Below are 19,418 nucleotides of genomic sequence, written 5' to 3'. Positions count from 1 at the left end.
CAAGTATAAGCTGTTAGCCGCCTTGACTGGCAGGATAAAAGCGCCCGGTGATCAGTTGTCGCGTGCGCCGCCGTAGTAGCCGCAGCCTTGCAAGGTCTTGCCGTCGATGCGCAATTCGGCACGCAGGTGGTCAACGGCCCCAGTGGCGCTGTCTACGCAGCGTTGTGGTGCGACCCACAGTTCCACATGCTGACCGTTGGCTTCGCTGGTCAGGGTCAGGCCGCCACCGGGGACTTCTTCTTCAAGGAATGGCAGGGGCAGGGGCGCTTGACCCACACGGTTGAGCACCATGCCCTTGCCACTGGCCTTGACGTCCCAGCCCGGCTCGTGGCCGCTGGCGCGCAGGGTCAGTTGCCTGAAATTGGGGTCCTCGCAGGCGCGGGCGGACGGTTCCAGGCGGTACAGGCGACGCACTTCCAGCTGGCCGTCGCTATTGGCCTGCTTGCTGCCGGTGAGGCGGCCGCGCACATCGGCGAACAGCTTGTCATTGGCACCCTTGGCCAGGTTGGCGGCTTCTTGCAGGATGCCGGTGGCGCCAACGTCATTGATCACGAAGGTACGGTTTTCGCTGCAAGGCTTGAACAGCAGCTGGCCACCGGCAGCGCGCAGTTCGCCCTGCATGCGCGTGGTGCCGATGTTCGGGTCGCTGGGGGCGTCAGCCATCAGTTGGCAGCCGGTGAACAGGGGCAGCAGGGCGGTGAGCAGCAGGGTGGGGGTCAGGCGCATGGGGCGGGGCTCCGGGATCTTTGCCGTGAAAGCTGGCCACGTTACGCAGGCTGGCGGTGGATCTCAAGTCAAGGGTTGCTCGCACAGGCGCCCACTGCCCTGAGGATTGCGGGTGGCTTGCAGGCGCCGGCTTGCCGGCGACGGGGGGCGATGCAGACAACACGTTCCTTGCAGGCAGAAAAAAGGGCCTGTGAAGGCCCTTTCCCCAATCAACCACCCAGATACGCGTCGCGCACCTTCGGGTCGGTCAACAAGGCTTCCCCGGTACCGTGCATCACCACCCGGCCGTTTTCCAGCACGTATGCCCGGTCGGCAATCTTCAGCGCCTGGTTGGCGTTCTGTTCCACCAAGAACACCGTTACGCCGTCGCGGCGCAACTGTTCGATGATGTCGAAGATCTGCTGGATGATGATTGGCGCCAGGCCCAACGAGGGTTCGTCGAGCAGCAGGAGCTTGGGCTTGCTCATCAGGGCCCGGCCAATGGCGAGCATCTGCTGCTCGCCACCCGACATGGTGCCGCCACGCTGTGAGTAGCGCTCCTTGAGGCGCGGGAACAACTGCAGGACTTTGTCCAGTTGCGCCTGGTAGTCGCCTTTGTCGGTGAAGAAACCACCCATGGCCAGGTTCTCCTCGACGGTCAGGCGGGCGAACACGCGGCGGCCTTCCGGTACCACCGCAATGCTCTTGCGCATGATGTGCGAGGACGGCTGGCCGACCAGTTCTTCACCCAGGTACTTGATGCTGCCGCTGTGCGCCTGGGGTGAGCCGCACAGGGTCATCAGCAGGGTCGACTTGCCGGCCCCGTTGGCACCGATCAGGGTGACGATCTCCCCTTGGTTGATCTCCACGTTGACGCTGTGCAGTGCCTGGATCTTGCCGTAGAAGGTGGAAACGTTCTCGAACTTCAGCATTTACGCTTCCCCCAGGTAGGCTTTGATCACATCAGGGTTGTCGCGGATCTCCTCGGGCGTGCCGTGGGCCAGGGGGGTGCCCTGGTTGATCACCACGATATGGTCGGAAATACTCATCACCAGCTTCATGTCGTGCTCGATCAGCAGCACGGTGACGTTGTGCGACTCACGCAGGTAGCCGATCAGGGCCTTGAGGTCTTCGGTTTCCTTGGGGTTCAGGCCAGCTGCCGGCTCGTCGAGCATGATGATGCGCGGCTGCGTCATCATGCAGCGGGCGATTTCCAGGCGGCGCTGCTGGCCGTAGGCGAGGGTGCCGGCGGTACGGTTGGCGAACTCGGTCAGGTTGACCTTTTCCAGCCAGTACTGCGCGCGCTCCATGGCCTCCTTTTCGCTGCGGCGGAAGCCCGGGGTCTTGAACAGGCCTGCGAAGAAGTTGGTGTTGAGGTGACGGTGCTGGGCGATCAGCAGGTTTTCCAGCGCGGTCATTTCCTTGAACAAGCGCACGTTCTGGAAGGTGCGCACCACGCCCTTGCGGGCGATCTGGTGCCCGGCCAGGCCCTGGATGGGCTGGCCATCGAGCAGGATGGTGCCGCCGCTGGGCTTGTAGAAGCCGGTAAGGCAGTTGAACACCGTGGTCTTGCCGGCGCCGTTCGGCCCGATCAGTGCCACCACCTGTTTTTCCTTGACGGTCAGGCCCACGCCGTTGACCGCCAACAAGCCGCCGAAGCGCATGCTCAGGCCGCTGACTTGCAGAATTTCGCGGCTCATCGACGCAGCTCCATGTGTGGACGTTGCATAGGCAGCAGGCCTTGCGGACGCCAGATCATCATCAACACCATCAGCGCACCGAACATCAGCATCCGGTATTCGCTGAACTCTCGCATCAGCTCTGGCAGCAGGATCATCACGATGGCCGCGAGGATCACGCCCAGTTGTGAGCCCATGCCGCCGAGCACGACGATGGCGAGGATGATCGCCGACTCGATGAAGGTGAACGACTCGGGCGTCACCAGGCCTTGGCGGGCAGCGAAGAAGCTGCCGGCGAAACCGGCGAAGCAGGCACCCAGGGTGAACGCCGAAAGCTTGATCACCGTCGGGTTGAGGCCCAGTGCACGGCAGGCGATCTCGTCTTCGCGCAGGGCTTCCCAGGCGCGGCCGATCGGCATGCGCAGCAGGCGGTTGATGACGAACAGTGCCAGCAGGGCCAGCAGCAGGGCCACCAGGTAGAGGAAGATGACCTTGTTGATCGAGTTGTACGGCAAGCCGAAGAACTCATGGAAGGTCTGCATACCCTCGGCGGCACGCCGTTCGAAGGTCAGGCCGAAGAACTCCGGCTTGGGGATGTTGCTGATGCCGTTGGGGCCGCCGGTCCAGTCGGTGAGGTTACGCAGGAACAGGCGGATGATCTCGCCGAAGCCGAGCGTCACGATCGCCAGGTAGTCGCCGCGCAGGCGCAGCACCGGGAAGCCGAGCAGGAAGCCGAAGGTGGCAGCCATCAGGCCGGCGATCGGCAGGCATACCCAGAAGCTCCACCCCAGGTAATGCGACAGCATGGCGTAGCTGTAGGCGCCGACGGCGTAGAAACCCACGTAACCCAGGTCGAGCAGGCCCGCCAGGCCAACCACGATGTTCAGGCCCAGGCCCAGCAACACGTAGATCAGGATCAGCGTGGCAATGTCGACCGCGCCGCGTGAACCGAAGAACGGCCACACCAATGCGGCGACGATCAGGCCCATGATCACGTAGCGCTGGGTTTTCGGCAGGGTCAGGTAGTTGCTGACTGCCGGTGGGATCAGTTTGCGGTCCGAGCGGCGGCCCATCACCGCACTCCACTGCCGGTCGAACAGTACCCGCAGGAACATCAGTAGCGAACACACGGCAATGATGCTGATGGTGAACGTGCCTTGGCTGTGCACCACCAGGCTGATGCCGTCGATGCTCAGTTTCAGGCCCAGCACCGGGAAGGCCACGGCCCAGACCAGCAAGGCGCTGAAGAACGCCTGTTTGAGATTTCTGTTCATACTTTTTCAACCTCCGGGCGGCCCAGGATGCCGGTCGGCCGGAATAGCAGGACAAGAACCAACAAGCCGAATGCCACGACGTCCTTGTACTGGTCACCGAAGATATCGGCGCCGAACGCTTCGGCCACGCCCAGCACCAGCCCGCCGAGCATGGCGCCCGGGATGCTGCCGATGCCACCCAGTACCGCCGCCGTGAAGGCCTTCAGGCCCACCAGGAAACCGGCGTTGGGGTTGATCACCCCGTACTGCATGCTCAGCAGCACGGCCGCCACGGCTGCCAGGGCGGCACCGATGACGAAGGTGAGGGCGATGATGTTGTTGGTGTTGATGCCCAGCAGGTTGGCCATCTTAATGTCCTCGGCGCAGGCGCGGCAGGCGCGACCCAGGCGGGAACGGGAGATGAACAGTGTGAGCAGGGTCATGGCCACCAGGGTGACCACGAACACCAGGATCTGCATGTAGCTGATCAGGACCTCCTCCGCGCCACCTGGCCCGAACGAGAAGCTGCCGGGGATCAGGTTGGGGATGGACTTGTCCTTGGAATCTTGCGACAGCAAGACCGTGTTCTGCAGGAAGATCGACATACCGATGGCGGAAATCAGCGGGATCAGGCGGTTGCTGTTGCGCAGGGGGCGGTAGGCAACCCGTTCGATGCTGTAACCGTAGGCACTGGTGACGAAGATCGTCGCGACGAAGGCAACGGTCATCAGGATGGGCAGCGAGTGGATGCCCATCATGGCCAGGCCCGCCAGGGCGATGAAGGCCACATACGAACCGATCATGTACACCTCGCCGTGGGCGAAGTTGATCATGCCGATGATGCCGTACACCATCGTGTAACCGATGGCGATCAAGGCATAGGTGCTGCCGATGGTCAATCCATTAACCAGTTGTTGGAAGAAATGGTAGATCTCAGGCATTACAGCGCTCCTAAAAACCTGATTTGCATTTCGCTGGCGAGGGCAAGGCCAGGAAACCGCGGGTGACGGTTTTAAGATTTTCAGGTGAGCCCGCCCCCGGATCGCGGGGGCCAGGCCCATGAACCTCGTAAAACAAAGCCCACTGCTCGCACAGTGGGCTTCTAGGTCAGCTATTAGTCACGCAGTTACTGAGGGGAGACTTCGGTCTTCGGCTTGCCGAAGTGCCATTCGTAGACCACGAACTTGAAGTCTTTCAGGTCGCCTTTGGCGTCGTAGGACAGCTCGCCGGTCGGGGTTTTGAAGGTGCCGGCGTGGATGGCCTCGGCCACCTTGTCGGTGTCTTCGGACTTGGCGGCCTTGATGCCTTGGGCGATCAGTTCCACAGCCGAGTAGGCAGGGAATACGAACGGGCCGCTTGGGTCCTTGCCGTCAGCCTTGATGGCGTCGACGATCTTCTTGTTCGCAGGGTCGGCGTCGAACGACTTCGGCAGGGTGACCAGCAGGCCTTCGGAGGCGTTCTGGGCGATCTGCGAGATGGAGTCGTTGCCCACGCCTTCCGGGCCCATGAACTTGGCTTTCAGGCCTTTTTCCTGAGCCTGGCGCAGGATCAGGCCCAGCTCTGGGTGGTAGCCACCGTAGTAGACGAAGTCAACGTTGTTCTGCTTGAGCTTCTGGATGATCGAGGAGAAGTCCTTGTCACCCGCGTTGAGGCCCTCGAACACGGCGACCTTGGTGCCTTTTTTCTCCAGGGTCTGCTTGACCGCGGTGGCGATGCCTTCACCGTACTGTTGCTTGTCGTGCAGTACCGCCACCACTTTCGGTTTGACGAAGTCGGCGATGTAGTTGCCGGCCGCCGGGCCCTGAGCGCTGTCCAGGCCGATGGTGCGGAAGATCAGCTTGTAGCCACGGGCAGTGATTTCCGGCGAAGTGGCGGCCGGGGTGATCATGATCACGCCTTCGTCTTCGTAGATGTCCGATGCCGGCTGGGTGGAGCTGGAGCACAGGTGGCCGATGACGAACTTGACGCCGTCGTTGACCACCTTGTTGGCGACTGCCACGGCCTGTTTGGGGTCGCAAGCGTCGTCGTATTCCTTGGCTTCAAGCATTTTGCCATCGACGCCACCAGCGGCGTTGATATCCTTGATAGCTTGCTTGGCGCCGATGAACTGCATGTCGCCGTACTGGGTCACAGGGCCGGTCTTGGGGCCGGCGATGCCGATCTTGATGGTATCGGCGGCAAACGAATGGCTGGCTACCCCGGCCAGTACCATCGCGGCGAACAGCTTGGAAATCTTGATCATAGTGCTCCACTCATTCTGTTGTAATTCTTATAGTCCTGGCGGCCAGGGCTACAGACCGGGCGGGATTTGCGGCGTGGCCATGCCAACGCGCAAGCCCACCTTTCCCCCGGAACATGTCCCGGAACTGTACCGGTACAGTGTAGAGCGCTGTCGGATCGCTTGAAAAGCGGTCAAAAAGTGCCTGCTTCCTGGGTTGTCGCTTGATCGAAAGAAAGATACAGAAAGGCGCCATCAAACTGCCTGTATCTGCGCTTTCAGCCCACAAGTTCGGGGCTAATCGACCAAATTACATATTTGAAACCGGGTTTTTCTGCAAAAATGCCGGCCTTTTTTATTGGCGATTTTTGCGGATACCACCCATGACCGATCAAACAAGCACCCTCTATGCCAAATTGCTTGGCGAGACTGCAATCATCGAGTGGAAAGCGCTGGAGCGTTTCTGGGCAAAGGGTGACCTGATTTGGGTCGACCCCAGCCTGGATCTGATCGCTGTGGCTGAGGCGATGGCCGAGAACCGCAGTGAAATCTTCGCCAAATGGCGTAGTGATGGCACTGTGGGGCCTGTCTCGGCAGAGCAGGCCCTGGACCTGCAAACCCGCGATCCAGAGATATGGGCGGTGGTGGTGTCACCGTTCATCGTGATCCAGGCGAAGCGTGCTGACCAGGCGTGATCTTTTTTGGTGCGTAAAAATGCGCACCGGCCTCGTTTTGGTGCTCGCTGCTGCTCAGGGCGGGTAGAGGTAAGTAACAATTCGGCGTGGCGGTAACAGTTTACGGGATGCGTAATGAGGTTGCCCCGCACACCAGCTCGATATCGAATCTGACGGGAGTCATTGATGAACACTGCACTACCTTCGCTTGGTTTTGCCGGCATTGGCCTGATGGGCTTGCCCATGTGCCGCCGGTTGCTGGCTGCGGGCTATCCGCTGACGGTCTGGAACCGTAGCCCGGACAAGTGCGCCGCGCTGGTCGCCGCCGGTGCCCGTCTGGCTGGCAGCCCGGCCGAACTGTGCCGCGACAGCGACATGGTGTTGTTGTGCCTGGCCGACACGGCGGTGGTGCGTGAGGTGGTGTTTGGCGAGCAAGGCGTTGCCGAGGGTGGCCGTGGTGGCCAGTTGCTGATCGACTTCTCGAGCCTGGAGCCTACTGCCACCCGAGAAATGGCGGCCGAGCTGGCAGCGCTGTGCGGCATGGCCTGGCTCGATGCGCCGGTGTCAGGCGGCACCGCGGGTGCCGAAACTGGCACGCTGGCGATCATGGTCGGTGGCGAAGCGGCGGACCTGCAGCGCGCTCAGCCGGTACTTGAGGTGCTGGGCCAGCGTGTCACGCACATGGGGGCGGTGGGCGCAGGCCAGGTGACCAAGGCGTGCAACCAGATGATCGTCGCCTGCAATGCGCTGGTGATTGCCGAAGTGGTGGCCCTGGCCGAGCAGGCCGGGGTGGACGCCACGCTGCTGGCCGAGGCGCTGGCCGGTGGTTTTGCCGATTCCAGGCCGTTGCAGATCCTGGCACCGCAAATGGCCGAGAGCCGCTTCGAGCCGGTCAAATGGCACGTGCGCACCTTGCTCAAGGACCTGGACGGCGCGGTCAAGTTCGCGCGCGAGCAAGGTTCGGCAACACCGCTCAGTGGCCTCGCCGCGCAACTGATGCGCCTGCACGGTAGCCATGGGTACCTGCATAAAGATCCGGCGACCCTGGTAACGCTGTATCGCAGCAAGGGGTAAACACCACGAGGGTGCGCTGCAGCCGATCCAGCATGGGTTGCAGCTCGGCCCAGGGCATTGGCCGCCCGAGCAGAAAGCCTTGCAGGTAGTCGCAGGCGTGGTCTGCGAGAAACGCCTGCTGTTCCTCGGTCTCCACGCCTTCGCTGACCACTTGCAAGTGCAGGGTATGCGCCATCACGATGATTGCCTGGACAATTTCACGGTCTTTCTGGCTGGCCGGCACGCCTTGCAGGAAGGTGCGGTCGATCTTCAGCACATCCAGGGGCAGGTGCTTGAGGTAGGCCAAGGACGAGTAGCCGGTGCCGAAGTCGTCGATCGACAGGGCGACGCCCAGGGCGCGGACCCGTTTCAGCAGGTTGACCGTGCGCTGGATATCCCCCATCAAGGCGTTTTCGGTCACTTCCAGCTCCAGCTGGTGCGCTGAGACCCCGGCGTGGAACAAGGCCGTCTCCACCTCGTTGGGCAGTTCGTCATGGCTGAGGGTCACCGCCGAGCAGTTGACCGTTACCTTGAGGTCGCCGTGGCCGCCGCGCTGCAGCAGGGCCAGGTCGGCGCAGGCGTGCCGCAACACCCACAAGTCGAGGTCGACGATCAGGCCGTTGGTTTCGGCTATGCCGATGAACCGGTCGGGCCCAAGCAGCCCATGCTGGGGGTGCTGCCAGCGTACCAGGGCTTCCAGCTTGGCCACCCGCCCAGTGCGCTGGTCGAAGATCGGCTGGTAATGCACGCACAGGCCGCGCTCTTCCAGCAGCGCCAGTCGCAACTCTTCTTCCAGTTGCAGGGCAATCGAGGCGCGTGCCTTGAGACTGTCATTGAAAAAATTCAGGCTGTTGCGGCCGTTGTCCTTGGACTGGTAAAGGGCCAGGTCCGCATGCTTGAGCAGCTCTTCGGCGCTGCTGCCATCATCCGGAAAGATACTCACCCCAATACTGGTGGTCATCACCATGCGCCTGCCGCAAAGCTCGATGGGGTCTTTCATGCGTTGCATGATGCGCTGGGCCAGGTGGCGGGCTTCGTCGCGGCTGTTGAGGCTGGTGACCACACAGAACTCATCGCCACCAAAGCGTGCCACCAGGTCCTGGCTGCGGGTCGCGGCCTTGATATGGTTGGCAATGACCTTGAGCAATTCATCGCCAGCGTGGTGGCCAAGGCTGTCATTGATGCGTTTGAAATGGTCGATATCCAGGAACATCACCGCCAGGCGGCTTTCGCTGGCCAGGTGCTCGGCCAGGCGTTCGGCGAACAGTTGGTTGAAACCACGGCGGTTGACCAGGTTGGTCAGTGCATCGTAGTGCGCTGCCTGCTGCAGTGACGCGCGGGCCTGGTCCAGTTCGCTGAGCAGCACGCTGACCCGGCGCAGGTCATGCTCCTTGCTTTGCAGCTTCTTGTCGGCCAGGGCCGCACTGATGCTGGCACCGCTGATCAGCAAGGTGATGAAACCGATGCCCAGCGCCAGTTGCAGGCTGTTATCCCCAGACGGCAAGCGCAGTGCGGTATCGCTGGGGATGACCAGGGTCATCGCCGACATCGCCGTGAAATGGGAAGCCACCATGCCCGCGGCGATCAGCAGGCTGGCGCCGTACTTCGTGGCCTGGTACAGGGTGCCGCTGCCATTGCGAAAGTTGCGCGCCAGGTACAATGCCAGCAGGCTGGTGAGCGGGGCGATGATGGCAGCACCCAGCAGCGGGCCGGTCTGGTAGTACTGCCGGGCGCCGGTTTGCATCGCGGCCATGCCGACAAAGTGCATGAGGACGATACCCATGCCGATCAGTACCGCGCTTTGGACGATGTGTGGCGTGCGCATGTCCTTGCGATCGAGGCTGCGCATGGCCAGCCAGGCAACCGCCAGGGCAATGAGCAGGGAAAGGATGGTCAGCGGCAGGTCGTAGTGCACTTCGACGGATGCCTGAAAGGCCAGCATGCTGATGAAATGCATGGCCCATATGCCGCCGGCCAGGCAGCAGGCGCCAAGTACGTTCCATTGCCGGTGGGCGGTAGGGTCTTCGCTGTGGGACTGGCGCTCGGCCATGTCGAGGGTGGCGAAACAGGCTGCGCAGGCTACTACGTAGGCGAGTAGAACCAGCAGCGGCTCATGCCGACAATCGAGCAGGATACGTCCGGTTGCCGGCAAGTCGGCGAACAGTTGCAGGCCCAGCCACTCCATGGAATGCCTCTCGATCGAGTTTTCACTCGTCTGCGCTACAACCCTGTGCAGACTGCCCAGAGGCAGTATAGGAACAAGTGTTTAAGCCTTCCTGGATAATGGCACATTGATTTCTACGATTTGGTTATCAACCTAATCGCTGTCGGAAATATGGCCCCCACCCAAGGGCAGCGTGCCCGCTATGTGCCTGGCACCGGCTACGCCAGTTTTCGCGGGTACCTGCGCTGCCCAGGGGGAGGGGTGCTGGTATGGCTTCAGCCGGCGACTAGTACACGAATGGCTTCCAGGCGCAGGGCAGCTTTTTCCAGCATTGCCAGGCCCTCTTCGCGCTGCTTGCGCAGGGCGTCGATTTCGCTGTCACGCACGCTTGGGTTCACCGCTTGCAAGGCGAGCAGGCGCGCCAGTTCTTCGTCGGCCTCCGCTGCCAGGCGGCGTTGGGCTTCGGCCACACGCTCGACGTGGGTCGGCAGGATCTTCTCTTCGCCACCGCTGATGCGCTTGGCCAACACGTCGCGCTGCGCCTGGACAAACTTGTTGGCACTGGCCCGTGGCACGCTTTCAAGCTGGTCGTTGAGCGTTTCGAAGGCCACGCGCGAGGCCAGGTCGTTGCCGTTGGCATCGAGCAGGCAGCGCAGTGCCGCAGGGGGCAGGTAACGTCCCAGTTGCAAGCTTCGCGGTGCCACCACCTCGCTGACGAACAGCAGTTCGAGCAGCACGGTACCGGGCTTGAGCGCCTTGTTCTTGATCAGGGCGACGGCCGTATTGCCCATGGAGCCAGACAGCACCAGGTCCATGCCGCCTTGCACCATCGGGTGTTCCCAGGTCAGGAACTGCATGTCTTCGCGCGACAGCGCCTGGGCGCGGTCGTAGGTAATGGTCACACCTTCGTCGTCGCCCAGCGGGAAGCTGGCGTCGAGCATTTTTTCGCTCGGCTTGAGGATGAGGGCGTTCTCGGAGTGGTCTTCGCTGTCGATGCCAAAGGCGTCGAACAGCGTTTCCATGTAGATCGGCAGGGCGAACTGGTCGTCCTGCTCGAGGATGGCTTCAACCAGCGCCTCGCCTTCACCCGCGCCGCCCGAGTTCAGCTCCAGCAAGCGATCGCGGCCGGTGTGCAGTTCGGCTTCCAGGCGCTCGCGTTCGTGACGGGCGTCGGCCACCAGGCTGTCCCAGGCCTTGCTGTCGCCGCCTTCGAGCAGCGGCAGCAGGCGTGGGCCGAACTGGTGCTGCAGGGCGTTGCCGGTCGGGCAGGTGTTGAGGAACGCGTTGAGCGCTTCGTGGTACCACTGGAACAGGCGTTCCTGCGGGCTGCCCTGCAGGTAGGGAACATGCAACTGGATGGTGTGCTTCTGGCCGATACGGTCCAGACGGCCGATACGTTGTTCCAGCAGGTCCGGGTGGGCCGGCAGGTCGAACATCACCAAGTGGTGCGAAAACTGGAAGTTGCGGCCTTCGCTGCCGATCTCGGAGCAGATCAGCACCTGGGCGCCGAACTCCTCATCGGCAAAGTAGGCGGCTGCCCGGTCGCGCTCCAGAATGCTCATGCCCTCATGGAACACCGAGGCCGGAATGCCGGAGCGCACGCGCAGGGCGTCTTCCAGGTCCATGGCGGTTTCGGCGTGGGCACAGATGACCAGCACCTTGGTGCGCTTGAGCATTTTCAGGGTGTCGATCAACCAGTCGACCCTTGGGTCGAAACGCCACCAGCGCTCGTCGTCGGTGCTGTCACCCTGTGCCTGGAAGGCGACCTCCGGGTACAGCTCGGCTTTCTCGCCTGGCGGCAGCTCGCGGTATTGCTCGGGCATGGCCACCGGGTACGGGTGCAGTTGGCGCTCCGGGAAGCCCTGGACCGCCGCGCGGGTGTTACGGAACAGCACTCGGCCGGTGCCGTGGCGGTCGAGCAGCTCACGGATCAGCCGCGCGCTGGCCTGGGTATCGCCATCGCTGACCGCGGCCAGCAGCGCTTCGCCCTCAGCCCCCAGGAAGCCCTGGATGGTGGCGTGTGCCTTCGGCGACAGGCGGCCTTCGTCGAGCAGCTCTTGCACGGCTTCGGCGACCGGGCGGTAGTGATCGCTTTCGGCGCGGAAGGCGGCCAGGTCGTGGAAACGGTTGGGGTCGAGCAGGCGCAGGCGAGCGAAGTGGCTGTCCTGGCCAAGCTGTTCGGGGGTAGCGGTAAGCAGCAGTACGCCAGGAATCACCTGGGCCAGTTGCTCGACCAGGGCGTATTCGGCGCTGACCTGGTCCTCGTGCCAGACCAGGTGGTGAGCCTCATCGACAACCATCAGGTCCCAGCCGGCGGCAAACAGCGCATCCTGGGCCTTCTCGTCCTCTACCAGCCACTCCAGGGCCACCAGTGCCAACTGGGCGTCATCGAACGGGTTGCTGGCGTCGCTTTCGATGAAACGTTCGGCGTCGAACAGCGCCACCTGCAAGTTGAAGCGCCGGCGCATTTCTACCAGCCACTGGTGCTGAAGGTTCTCCGGCACCAGGATCAGTACTCGGCTGGCCCGGCCCGTCAGCAACTGGCGGTGAATGACCAGGCCAGCCTCGATGGTCTTGCCCAGGCCCACTTCGTCGGCCAGCAGTACCCGCGGCGCGCTGCGGTCGGCGACTTCGCGGGCAATGTGCAACTGGTGAGCGATTGGCTGAGCGCGGCAACCGCCCAGCCCCCACAGCGCCGACTGCATCTGCTTGCTGGTGTGCTGCAGTGTGTTGTAGCGCAGGCTGAACCACGCCAAAGGGTCGATCTGCCCGGCAAACAGGCGGTCGCTGGCCAGGCGGAACTGAATGAAGTTCGACAGCTGGGTTTCCGGCAAGGTGCGCGGCTGGTTCTGCCCGTCGAGGCCGTGGTAGACCATCAGCCCGTCGATGTCCTCGACCTCGCGTACGGTCAGCTTCCAGCCTTCGAAGTGGGTGATCTGGTCACCTGGCGCGAAGCGCACGCGAGTCAGCGGCGCATTGCGCAGGGAATACTGGCGCGTGTCGCCAGTGGCCGGGTAGAGCACGGTCAACAGGCGGCCATCCTGCGCCAGGATGGTACCCAGGCCGAGCTCTGCTTCGCTGTCGCTGATCCAGCGTTGCCCCGGTTGATACTGCTGCGCCATACTGCCTGAACTCCCGCGATGAAAAAGCCGATTATGTTAACGGATCGGCCGGTGAGACCAAAGTGCCGAGCGCACCTAATGGTGCCGAAAGCCATCAGTCTAGCCGTTTCACCGCTCTGTACCGCACCGCCGACGAGGGCCACGCACCAACATGTCTGCCAAGCACAGCTGGATCAGCGCTTTCATCGCCCTGGGCAGCCTGTTGCTGCTCAGTGCCTGCGAGCAGAAAACCTTCGAGCCTTTGGCCCCCATTCCCACCGATCAGCTTGAAGTGCTGGGCGTGCAGGCGCCGATCAAGAGCGTGCATTTTCGCGACCGCGATGGCGAAGGGCTGCTGGTATTGAGCCGCAGCGATGGCCAGGCCAGCGACCCGGAAAGCGAGCAGGAGGTCGACAAGGTGGTGCTCAAGGCCACCTTGTACGGGCGCACGGCGCAAAGCGATGCGTTCAAGGCCCGCTGGCAGATCGAGCAGGAAACCACGTGCCCCGGCCTGGACCTGGATGTCGACTTCTATACGGATGTCAGTGACGTCAGCGACCTGAACAAAGATGGCGTGGCCGAAGTGACAGTTGCCAGTCACGCCTTTTGCGGCGGGGGTATCGACCCCCACGACATCGCCATCGAAATGCGTGAAGGGCAGGCCAGCTACACCATTACCGGGCAGTCGCTGATCAGCCCCGCAGGCGAGGACCCGGTGGGGGGCGAGCGCACCGACAGCGCTTCGCTCAAGAACGCCCCGCAAGTGTTGCGTGACCACATGGATGCGGTCTGGCAGCAGGTCTACAAGCGCCCCTGGAGCGAAGCCAGCCCGCCCAGTGACGACGAGCCTGACGATGATGTGGAGTAAAGGCTGGGCCTGAGATCAAGGTAATGCCGCGCCTGCCGATACAGCGGGCATAGGAGAACGCCCATGCTGCCGCCGATCATACCGCTCAGTGCCGCCCCGGTGACCTCGCAACAGGACCCGGTCAAACCTACCCCCGACATCAAGCCGGTGGTACCGGCGCAGCCTGCGTCCGGCGAAACTGCCATCGACCTCAAGCAGCAGCGTGATCCACAGGAGCAGGCACTGCTGTTGCGTGATGAGCAGCGCCGCCAGCAGCAACGGCGCCAGCAGCGTGGGGAAGGGCGCTACAACCCCGAGCCTGGCGACGAGGTCAACGCCGACAATACTGTCCCGGTCGTGCCATTGATGGACGAGCCCAACCGCCAAGGGCTGCTGGTGGACATCGAAGTCTGACACGGGGCTGGTCAGCGCCTGCGTCGGGCTTCATCATGCAAGTCTCCGTTGATCGTCGAGCCCACCCATGAGCCAAGACAACCTTATCGATTTCGATGCTGAACGCGCCAAGCGCGTGCATGACCTCAAGGAAAAGCGCCTGAACGAGATGCGCAATGCATTCGAACAAGCCCTGCCGTTGAACACCGGCAAGAAAAAGAAGCCCAAGGGCAAGCCGAAGAAGCGCTGAAACTTGACGCAGGTCAACCCTGCACCTGCCTCGTGTGCCCGGGCCCGGGCACCATTGACCCTGATCAATTTTCCCTCGCCCGACATTGGTTAACGTTCTCCCATCGGACAACGGCAAACGAGTGGGGAGGCCAGCATGTTCTTCGACAATGTGGTTATCGCCGGTGTGGTAACGGTCGGGCTGATGGTTGCTTTCTTTGCCGGTCTGGGCATTTTCATCTGGAAGGACTCGAACAAGCGCAAGCCGCGCTGACCTTCCGGGTACACGAGCACGCAAGGCATTTAGGGCGACTTCGGTCGCCCATTTTTTTTGCCTGGCATTTGCGTGTTGCCTGCTGGGCCGCAGGGCTCAAGCCAGCTATCGCGCAGCGTGGCGTGCGCTGGCGCAGCAGTTGGATTGCAATGAAGATGAGTAGCTAGCTAATTATTCATTTTCACTTTATTCTCTGCGCCATTGTCTATCTTTTTACTACTACCCTCCCCGCAAGGTTCGCCCAGTGCCCATCACGCTTCAGGCCCTGTTCGCCCCCACCCCCCTCGCCATCAAGTTCGCCATCAAAACCCTGCTCGGTGGTGGCCTGGCGTTGTGGCTGGCAATGCGTTGGGGCCTGGAGCAGCCGTCCTGGGCATTGATGACGGCGTTTATCGTTGCCCAGCCGCTGTCTGGCATGGTGGTGCAGAAAGGCCTGGCGCGGTTGGCCGGGACCTTTGTCGGTACGGTCATGGCGGTGGTGCTGCTGGGCCTGTTCGCCCAGACCCCGGGGCTGTTTCTGATTGCCCTGGCCTTGTGGCTGGCCTTGTGCACCGCCGCCTCTACCCAGTTGCGCAGTGCCTGGGCCTATGCCTTCGTGCTGGCCGGCTACACGGCAGCGATCATCACCTTGCCGGCCATCGACCACCCGCTGCAGGTGTTCGACCAGGCGGTGGCCCGCTGCACCGAGATCAGCCTGGGTATTTTCTGCGCCACGGCCAGCAGTGCCTTGCTCTGGCCGATGCGGGTCGAGCAGCAGCTTGGCGGCCAGGCGCGTCAGGCCTGGCAGAACGGTCTGCAGGCCGCCAGTGCGATGCTGGGTGGCGAGGACGATGCACGCAGGGGCTTGCTGGAGAGCCTGGGGCGCATCGTTGCCATCGACAGCCAGCGCGAGCATGCCTGGTTCGAAGGCAACCGCGGGCGTCAGCGTGCCCGTGCCATTCGTGGGCTAAGCCAGAAGCTGATGGTGCTGTTGCGTATTTCCCGGTCGGTGCGCCGGCAGTGGCGGCAACTGGATGAGCAGCAGGCGGAACACCTGGCCCCCTGGTTGTCTGAAGTTCGGGCGCTGCTGGACAAGCCCGACCAGCCCAGCCTGTTGTTGCTGCGCCAGCGCGTCTGGGATGCCGCGCACGATGAGCATATAAGTTCGGTTGAGCATTACTGCCTGGCGCGCATGGCCCTGCTGCTGGATTACGCAATGGCCGCCGGCCAGGCGCTGGATGCTGTGGAAACGGGCACGGCGCCGAAGGATGTCGGCCAAGGCCTGGCCGTGCACCGCGATTGGTCGCTGGCCTTGCTGTTCGGTTCGCGTAGCGCACTGGCGTTTCTGGTGATGAGCGCTTTCTGGCTGGCCACCGCCTGGCCTTCGGCGCCGGGCGGCCTGGTGCTGACCTGTGTGGTCTGCAGCCTGTTCGCCAGCCGCGAGAATGGCGCGCAGATTGGCTTGAGTTTCCTGCGCGGGATCTGCCTGGCCATACCGGCAGCGTTCCTGGTCGGGCAGATTCTGCTGCCGCAATGGAGCAGTTTCGCGCTGCTTTGCCTGGGCATGGGCGTGCCGCTGTTGTTCGGCGCGCTGGGCATGGCCCACCCGCGTACCGGCGCCACTGCCACCTCTTATTGCCTGCACTTCATCGTACTGGTGTCGCCGGTGAATGCCATGCAGTTCAGCGTGGCGACCATGCTCAACAGTGCCTTGGCCATGCTGGTAGGGGTGTCGGCAGCGGTCATGGCGTTTCGCTTGTTGGTGTTCCGTCACCCGGCCTGGCTTGGGCGGCGCCTGCGTGCTGCAACCCAGAGTGACCTGGTGCGCCTGACCCGGCGTGACCTGCGCGGGGCCGATACTTGGTTCGGCGGGCGCATGGCCGACCGCCTGATGCAGTTGGCGCGGCATGCCAGCGAGTTGCCCGAGGGCGAGCGCAAGCGCTGGGACGATGGCCTGCACGGGCTGGATATCGGTGATGAACTGGTGCACCTGCGCATGTGCCTGGCGGTCGCGCAGGCGCCGTTGGGCGGCGCCGAGCGGGAGTACCTGCAGCAAGTGGAGGCGGTACTGGCCAAAGGGCCTGCCGCCGGGCGCGGGCAACAGCTGGACAGTGCCAGCGAACGATTCATTGCTGCGTTGCACCGCCAGCCTGCGAGCGACCCGCTGCGGTTGGCCGAGGGCGCGGTGCTGCAATTGCAGAAAAGCTGGGGCAAGTGGTGCCGCTGGCAGGAGGAAGCCCATGGGGTTGCGTGAATGGGAAGTGGGGGGCGTGCTGCTCAGCCCGTTTTTGCTTTATGTGTTGCTGGCGCTGGTGCTTACCGGCCTGCTGCGCCTGCTGGTGCAGGCCACACCGTTGGCGCGCTGGATCTGGCATGAAGCGCTGTTCGATGCGGCGGTTTTCGTTTGTGTGCTGTTCCTGGTGGTACGCCTGCTGGGAGCTTTTTAAAGGAGTGTTTCGATGCGTGCGGCCGTACGTACTCTTGTAACCCTGTGTGTGGTGGCCCTGGCCGTGTTGGCCGGCTACCAACTGTGGCAGTACTACATGCTTACCCCCTGGACCCGGGATGCCCGTGTGCGCGCCGATGTGGTGGTGATTGCACCTGACGTTTCCGGCTGGGTGCGCCAGCTCAAGGTGCATGACAACCAGCAGGTCAAGGCGGGTGAGCTGTTGATGAGCATCGACCGCGAGCGTTTCCAGGCCGCGTTCGACCAGGCCAGTGCGGTGACGCAAACTCGCGCCCAGCAGCTGCGCCTGCGCGAGAGTGAAGCAGCCCGGCGTACCGCCCTGGGGCCCGAGGCGATCAGTGCCGAGCTGCGGGAGAACGCGCAGATCAATGCTGCCATCGCCCGTGGCGAGTTGCAGGAAGCCCAGGCGCAGCTGCAGGTGGCGAAAATCAACCTGGCGCGCAGTGAAGTGCGTGCGCCGCGCAGCGGGCATATCACCAACCTGCGCCTGGCCGAAGGCAACTACGTGAACACCGGCCAGTCGGTGATGGCCTTGGTGGACGATTCGACGTTCTATATCCAGGCCTACTTCGAGGAAACCAAGCTGCCGCGCATTCGCGTGGGTGACCCGGTAAAGGTCTGGCTGATGGGCGCGGGTGAACCCATGCAGGGGCAGGTAGAAAGCATCAGCCGCGGCATCACCGACAGCAACAGCAACCCGGACAGCCAGCTGCTGCCGGAGGTTGAGCCGACCTTCAATTGGGTGCGCCTGGCCCAGCGGATACCGGTGAGAATCCGCCTGGACCAGGTGCCCGACGGCGTGACCCTGAGTGCGGGGATGACTGCGAGTGTGCAAGTGCATGAGCCGTGAGCCGGGGCCCAGGCACCCGCCACTACAGGAACATACCGCCCGAAACCTCCAGGCGCTGCCCGGTGATCCAGCCATTACCGTCTTCCCGCACCAAGGCGATCGCCGCGCTGATGTCATCCGGCAAACCCACCCGTCCCAGCGCGGTGTTGCCAGCAATGTAGTCATTCACCTGCGGGTTGTCCCGCACGACGCCCCCGCCAAAATCGGTCTCGATGGCCCCCGGCGCCAGGATGTTCACGCGAATGCCCCGGGCGCCCAGTTCCTTGGCCTGGTAGCGGGTCAGCACTTCCATCGCGCCTTTCATGGCGGCATAGGCGGCGTACCCTGGTAGGGCAAACCGTGCCAGCCCGGTCGAAATGTTGATGATCCGGCCGTTATCGACCAGCAGTGGCAACAGGCGTTGGGTGAGGAAGAACGGGCCTTTGAGCCGAATGTTCAGCAGTTGGTCGAATTGCGCCTCGCTGGTTTCGGTATACGGCACGTTCAACCCGATGCCGGCATTGTTCACCAGAAAGTCGAAACGCTGGCGACCGTGGTGCTGCTGCAAGGCAGCCGCCAGCCGCTCGGCAAAGCCGGCAAAGCTGCTGGCGTCACCCACATCCAGTTGCAGCATGGTCGCCTTCACACCTGCCTGCTCCAGCGTGGCCGCCACGGCCTGTGCTTCTTGCGCCTTGCTGTTGTAGGTGCCGATGATGTGGATGCCACGGGCGGCCAGATGCTCGGCGGTGTTACGGCCAAGGCCGCGGCTTGCGCCGGTGATCAGGGCAATCTTGCGGGTCATGGTAAGAACCTCGTGATGGGCCCTACTCGGCAGCCTGCCTGGCCGGGCTGGGGCTGATACAGGTACCGGCGGTGGGGGTGGCCGAACACCTGCAGCGCGGCGAACTGGTCGCACTGCTGCCGGCCTGGCAGGCGCCGGCCATGCCCGTGTCACTGCTGTATGCGCGGCAACGGCATGTCCCCCGCCGGGTGCAAGCGTTCATGCAATGGCTGGCAGAGGTGCTTCGCAGCGAGGTCGATGCTACGGCGTGAAGTTGAGCCGGGTCATGGCGCACGCACGGCTGCTTGCATTAGGCTTGGACTGGCGAGGCGCCCGGCAGAGGCGACCCTGTGCTGCCCAGCGTGCGTATCTTCCGATTTCATCACGAGGTTACGCCATGGCCATTACTTCCCAGGACATCTGCAACGCAGCTGACCAGCTCAAAGGCTTCGTCGGCTTTCATGACAAGCGCGGCGTTCATATCGTGCGTTTTTCCGAAGACGCGTTCGGTATGGATGTCGCTGACGCCAGCATCACCCCCTGCAGCGAGTTTGTCTGGCGCCCCGAGCAGGGGCAGCGCATGGCCCTGTGCCGGGAGCGCCTGGCACTGTTGCTGGACCAGCACGTGGATGACCGCTTGAACATCGCAGAGCCGCTGCGCATCTACCTGCGCCGCGGCGACTTGCCGGAAATCATCGCCGAGCGGCGTGTGCAGCCTACTGGCTGAGGCCCGCTCGCGCCCGTTGGGTTGATCGAGGCGTTGCCGCGCAACC

The 19,418-nt window shown here is 63.1% G+C and carries 19 protein-coding genes and 1 pseudogene; 11 read left to right on the top strand and 9 right to left on the bottom strand.

Annotation, left to right across the window (positions count from 1 at the left end; all coding sequences use genetic code 11):
- Nucleotides 1-51: 51 nt before the first annotated feature.
- From L1P09_RS19465 to L1P09_RS19440, 6 genes are all read right to left on the bottom strand, one after another.
- Nucleotides 52-726: a COG3650 family protein gene (locus tag L1P09_RS19465; protein WP_154211086.1), complete on the bottom strand. Its 675-nt coding sequence runs from the start codon at nt 724-726 to the stop codon at nt 52-54.
- A gap of 209 nt (nt 727-935) precedes the next feature.
- The gene (locus L1P09_RS19460) at nt 936-1,637 is read right to left on the bottom strand and encodes an ABC transporter ATP-binding protein (RefSeq protein WP_054904083.1); all 702 of its coding nucleotides are present in this window, start codon (nt 1,635-1,637) and stop codon (nt 936-938) included.
- Entirely contained in the window at nt 1,638-2,405 is a 768-nt protein-coding gene (livG, locus tag L1P09_RS19455; protein WP_009684617.1) for a high-affinity branched-chain amino acid ABC transporter ATP-binding protein LivG, read from the bottom strand.
- Complete coding sequence (locus tag L1P09_RS19450; RefSeq protein ID WP_009684618.1) at nt 2,402-3,658, bottom strand: high-affinity branched-chain amino acid ABC transporter permease LivM; 1,257 nt, start codon at nt 3,656-3,658, stop codon at nt 2,402-2,404. Before L1P09_RS19450 ends, livG begins: the two co-directional genes overlap by 4 nt.
- Complete coding sequence (gene livH / locus L1P09_RS19445; RefSeq protein WP_008097482.1) at nt 3,655-4,578, bottom strand: high-affinity branched-chain amino acid ABC transporter permease LivH; 924 nt, start codon at nt 4,576-4,578, stop codon at nt 3,655-3,657. Before livH ends, L1P09_RS19450 begins: the two co-directional genes overlap by 4 nt.
- Nucleotides 4,579-4,763: 185 nt before the next feature.
- The gene (locus L1P09_RS19440) at nt 4,764-5,879 is read right to left on the bottom strand and encodes a branched-chain amino acid ABC transporter substrate-binding protein (RefSeq protein WP_009684619.1); all 1,116 of its coding nucleotides are present in this window, start codon (nt 5,877-5,879) and stop codon (nt 4,764-4,766) included.
- Between the two features lie 359 nt (nt 5,880-6,238).
- On the opposite strand from L1P09_RS19440, the gene L1P09_RS19435 reads away from it, so the two are divergent.
- Together L1P09_RS19435 and L1P09_RS19430 are read left to right on the top strand one after the other, a co-directional pair.
- On the top strand, nt 6,239-6,550 hold the full coding sequence (locus L1P09_RS19435) for a DUF2288 domain-containing protein (protein ID WP_009684620.1): 312 nt from the start codon (nt 6,239-6,241) through the stop codon (nt 6,548-6,550).
- A 165-nt stretch (nt 6,551-6,715) separates the two neighbouring features.
- Nucleotides 6,716-7,603: an NAD(P)-dependent oxidoreductase gene (locus L1P09_RS19430; protein ID WP_232892806.1), complete on the top strand. Its 888-nt coding sequence runs from the start codon at nt 6,716-6,718 to the stop codon at nt 7,601-7,603.
- Here L1P09_RS19430 and L1P09_RS19425 read toward each other — a convergent pair.
- Nucleotides 7,503-9,767 (bottom strand): putative bifunctional diguanylate cyclase/phosphodiesterase, encoded by a 2,265-nt coding sequence (locus L1P09_RS19425; protein ID WP_235768015.1) that lies wholly within the window; start codon nt 9,765-9,767, stop codon nt 7,503-7,505. The two genes, L1P09_RS19430 and L1P09_RS19425, sit on opposite strands and share 101 nt — an antisense overlap.
- A gap of 254 nt (nt 9,768-10,021) precedes the next feature.
- Nucleotides 10,022-12,868 carry an RNA polymerase-associated protein RapA gene (gene rapA, locus L1P09_RS19420; protein WP_054904086.1) on the bottom strand — a complete coding sequence of 949 codons (2,847 nt, stop codon included), beginning with the start codon at nt 12,866-12,868 and terminating at the stop codon, nt 10,022-10,024.
- Between the two features lie 151 nt (nt 12,869-13,019).
- On the opposite strand from rapA, the gene L1P09_RS19415 reads away from it, so the two are divergent.
- From L1P09_RS19415 to L1P09_RS19390, 7 genes are all read left to right on the top strand, one after another.
- The gene (locus tag L1P09_RS19415; RefSeq protein WP_232892809.1) at nt 13,020-13,715 is read left to right on the top strand and encodes a M949_RS01915 family surface polysaccharide biosynthesis protein; all 696 of its coding nucleotides are present in this window, start codon (nt 13,020-13,022) and stop codon (nt 13,713-13,715) included.
- A 63-nt stretch (nt 13,716-13,778) separates the two neighbouring features.
- Nucleotides 13,779-14,108, top strand: a complete 330-nt coding sequence (locus tag L1P09_RS19410; protein WP_029885159.1) for a hypothetical protein — start codon at nt 13,779-13,781, stop codon at nt 14,106-14,108.
- Between the two features lie 67 nt (nt 14,109-14,175).
- Nucleotides 14,176-14,337 carry a hypothetical protein gene (locus L1P09_RS19405; protein ID WP_009684626.1) on the top strand — a complete coding sequence of 54 codons (162 nt, stop codon included), beginning with the start codon at nt 14,176-14,178 and terminating at the stop codon, nt 14,335-14,337.
- A gap of 135 nt (nt 14,338-14,472) precedes the next feature.
- Nucleotides 14,473-14,589, top strand: coding sequence for a cytochrome c oxidase subunit CcoM (gene ccoM / locus L1P09_RS26245; RefSeq protein ID WP_003254862.1), 117 nt, complete (start codon nt 14,473-14,475; stop codon nt 14,587-14,589).
- Nucleotides 14,590-14,833: 244 nt separating this feature from the next.
- The gene (locus tag L1P09_RS19400; protein WP_235768014.1) at nt 14,834-16,822 is read left to right on the top strand and encodes an FUSC family protein; all 1,989 of its coding nucleotides are present in this window, start codon (nt 14,834-14,836) and stop codon (nt 16,820-16,822) included.
- Entirely contained in the window at nt 16,809-17,015 is a 207-nt protein-coding gene (locus L1P09_RS19395; protein ID WP_009684629.1) for a DUF1656 domain-containing protein, read from the top strand. Before L1P09_RS19400 ends, L1P09_RS19395 begins: the two co-directional genes overlap by 14 nt.
- 12 nt (nt 17,016-17,027) lie before the next feature.
- The gene (locus L1P09_RS19390) at nt 17,028-17,885 is read left to right on the top strand and encodes an efflux RND transporter periplasmic adaptor subunit (protein WP_192440797.1); all 858 of its coding nucleotides are present in this window, start codon (nt 17,028-17,030) and stop codon (nt 17,883-17,885) included.
- A 22-nt stretch (nt 17,886-17,907) separates the two neighbouring features.
- On the opposite strand, the gene L1P09_RS19385 is transcribed toward L1P09_RS19390, so the two are convergent.
- Nucleotides 17,908-18,666, bottom strand: a complete 759-nt coding sequence (locus tag L1P09_RS19385; protein WP_235768013.1) for an SDR family NAD(P)-dependent oxidoreductase — start codon at nt 18,664-18,666, stop codon at nt 17,908-17,910.
- Nucleotides 18,667-18,689: 23 nt separating this feature from the next.
- On the opposite strand from L1P09_RS19385, the pseudogene L1P09_RS19380 reads away from it, so the two are divergent.
- A pseudogene (locus tag L1P09_RS19380) lies at nt 18,690-18,917 on the top strand (LysR substrate-binding domain-containing protein); the annotation flags it as partial.
- Between the two features lie 125 nt (nt 18,918-19,042).
- Complete coding sequence (locus L1P09_RS19375) at nt 19,043-19,372, top strand: DUF2025 family protein (RefSeq protein WP_029885164.1); 330 nt, start codon at nt 19,043-19,045, stop codon at nt 19,370-19,372.
- The last annotated feature ends 46 nt before the right edge of the window (nt 19,373-19,418 follow it).

Origin of the sequence: Pseudomonas juntendi (genome assembly GCF_021560075.1) — a bacterium.
Taxonomy (GTDB): Bacteria; Pseudomonadota; Gammaproteobacteria; order Pseudomonadales; family Pseudomonadaceae; genus Aquipseudomonas; species Aquipseudomonas juntendi.
Note: the sequence above shows the minus strand (reverse complement) of the source record. Positions and strands in the feature narration are given on the sequence as shown.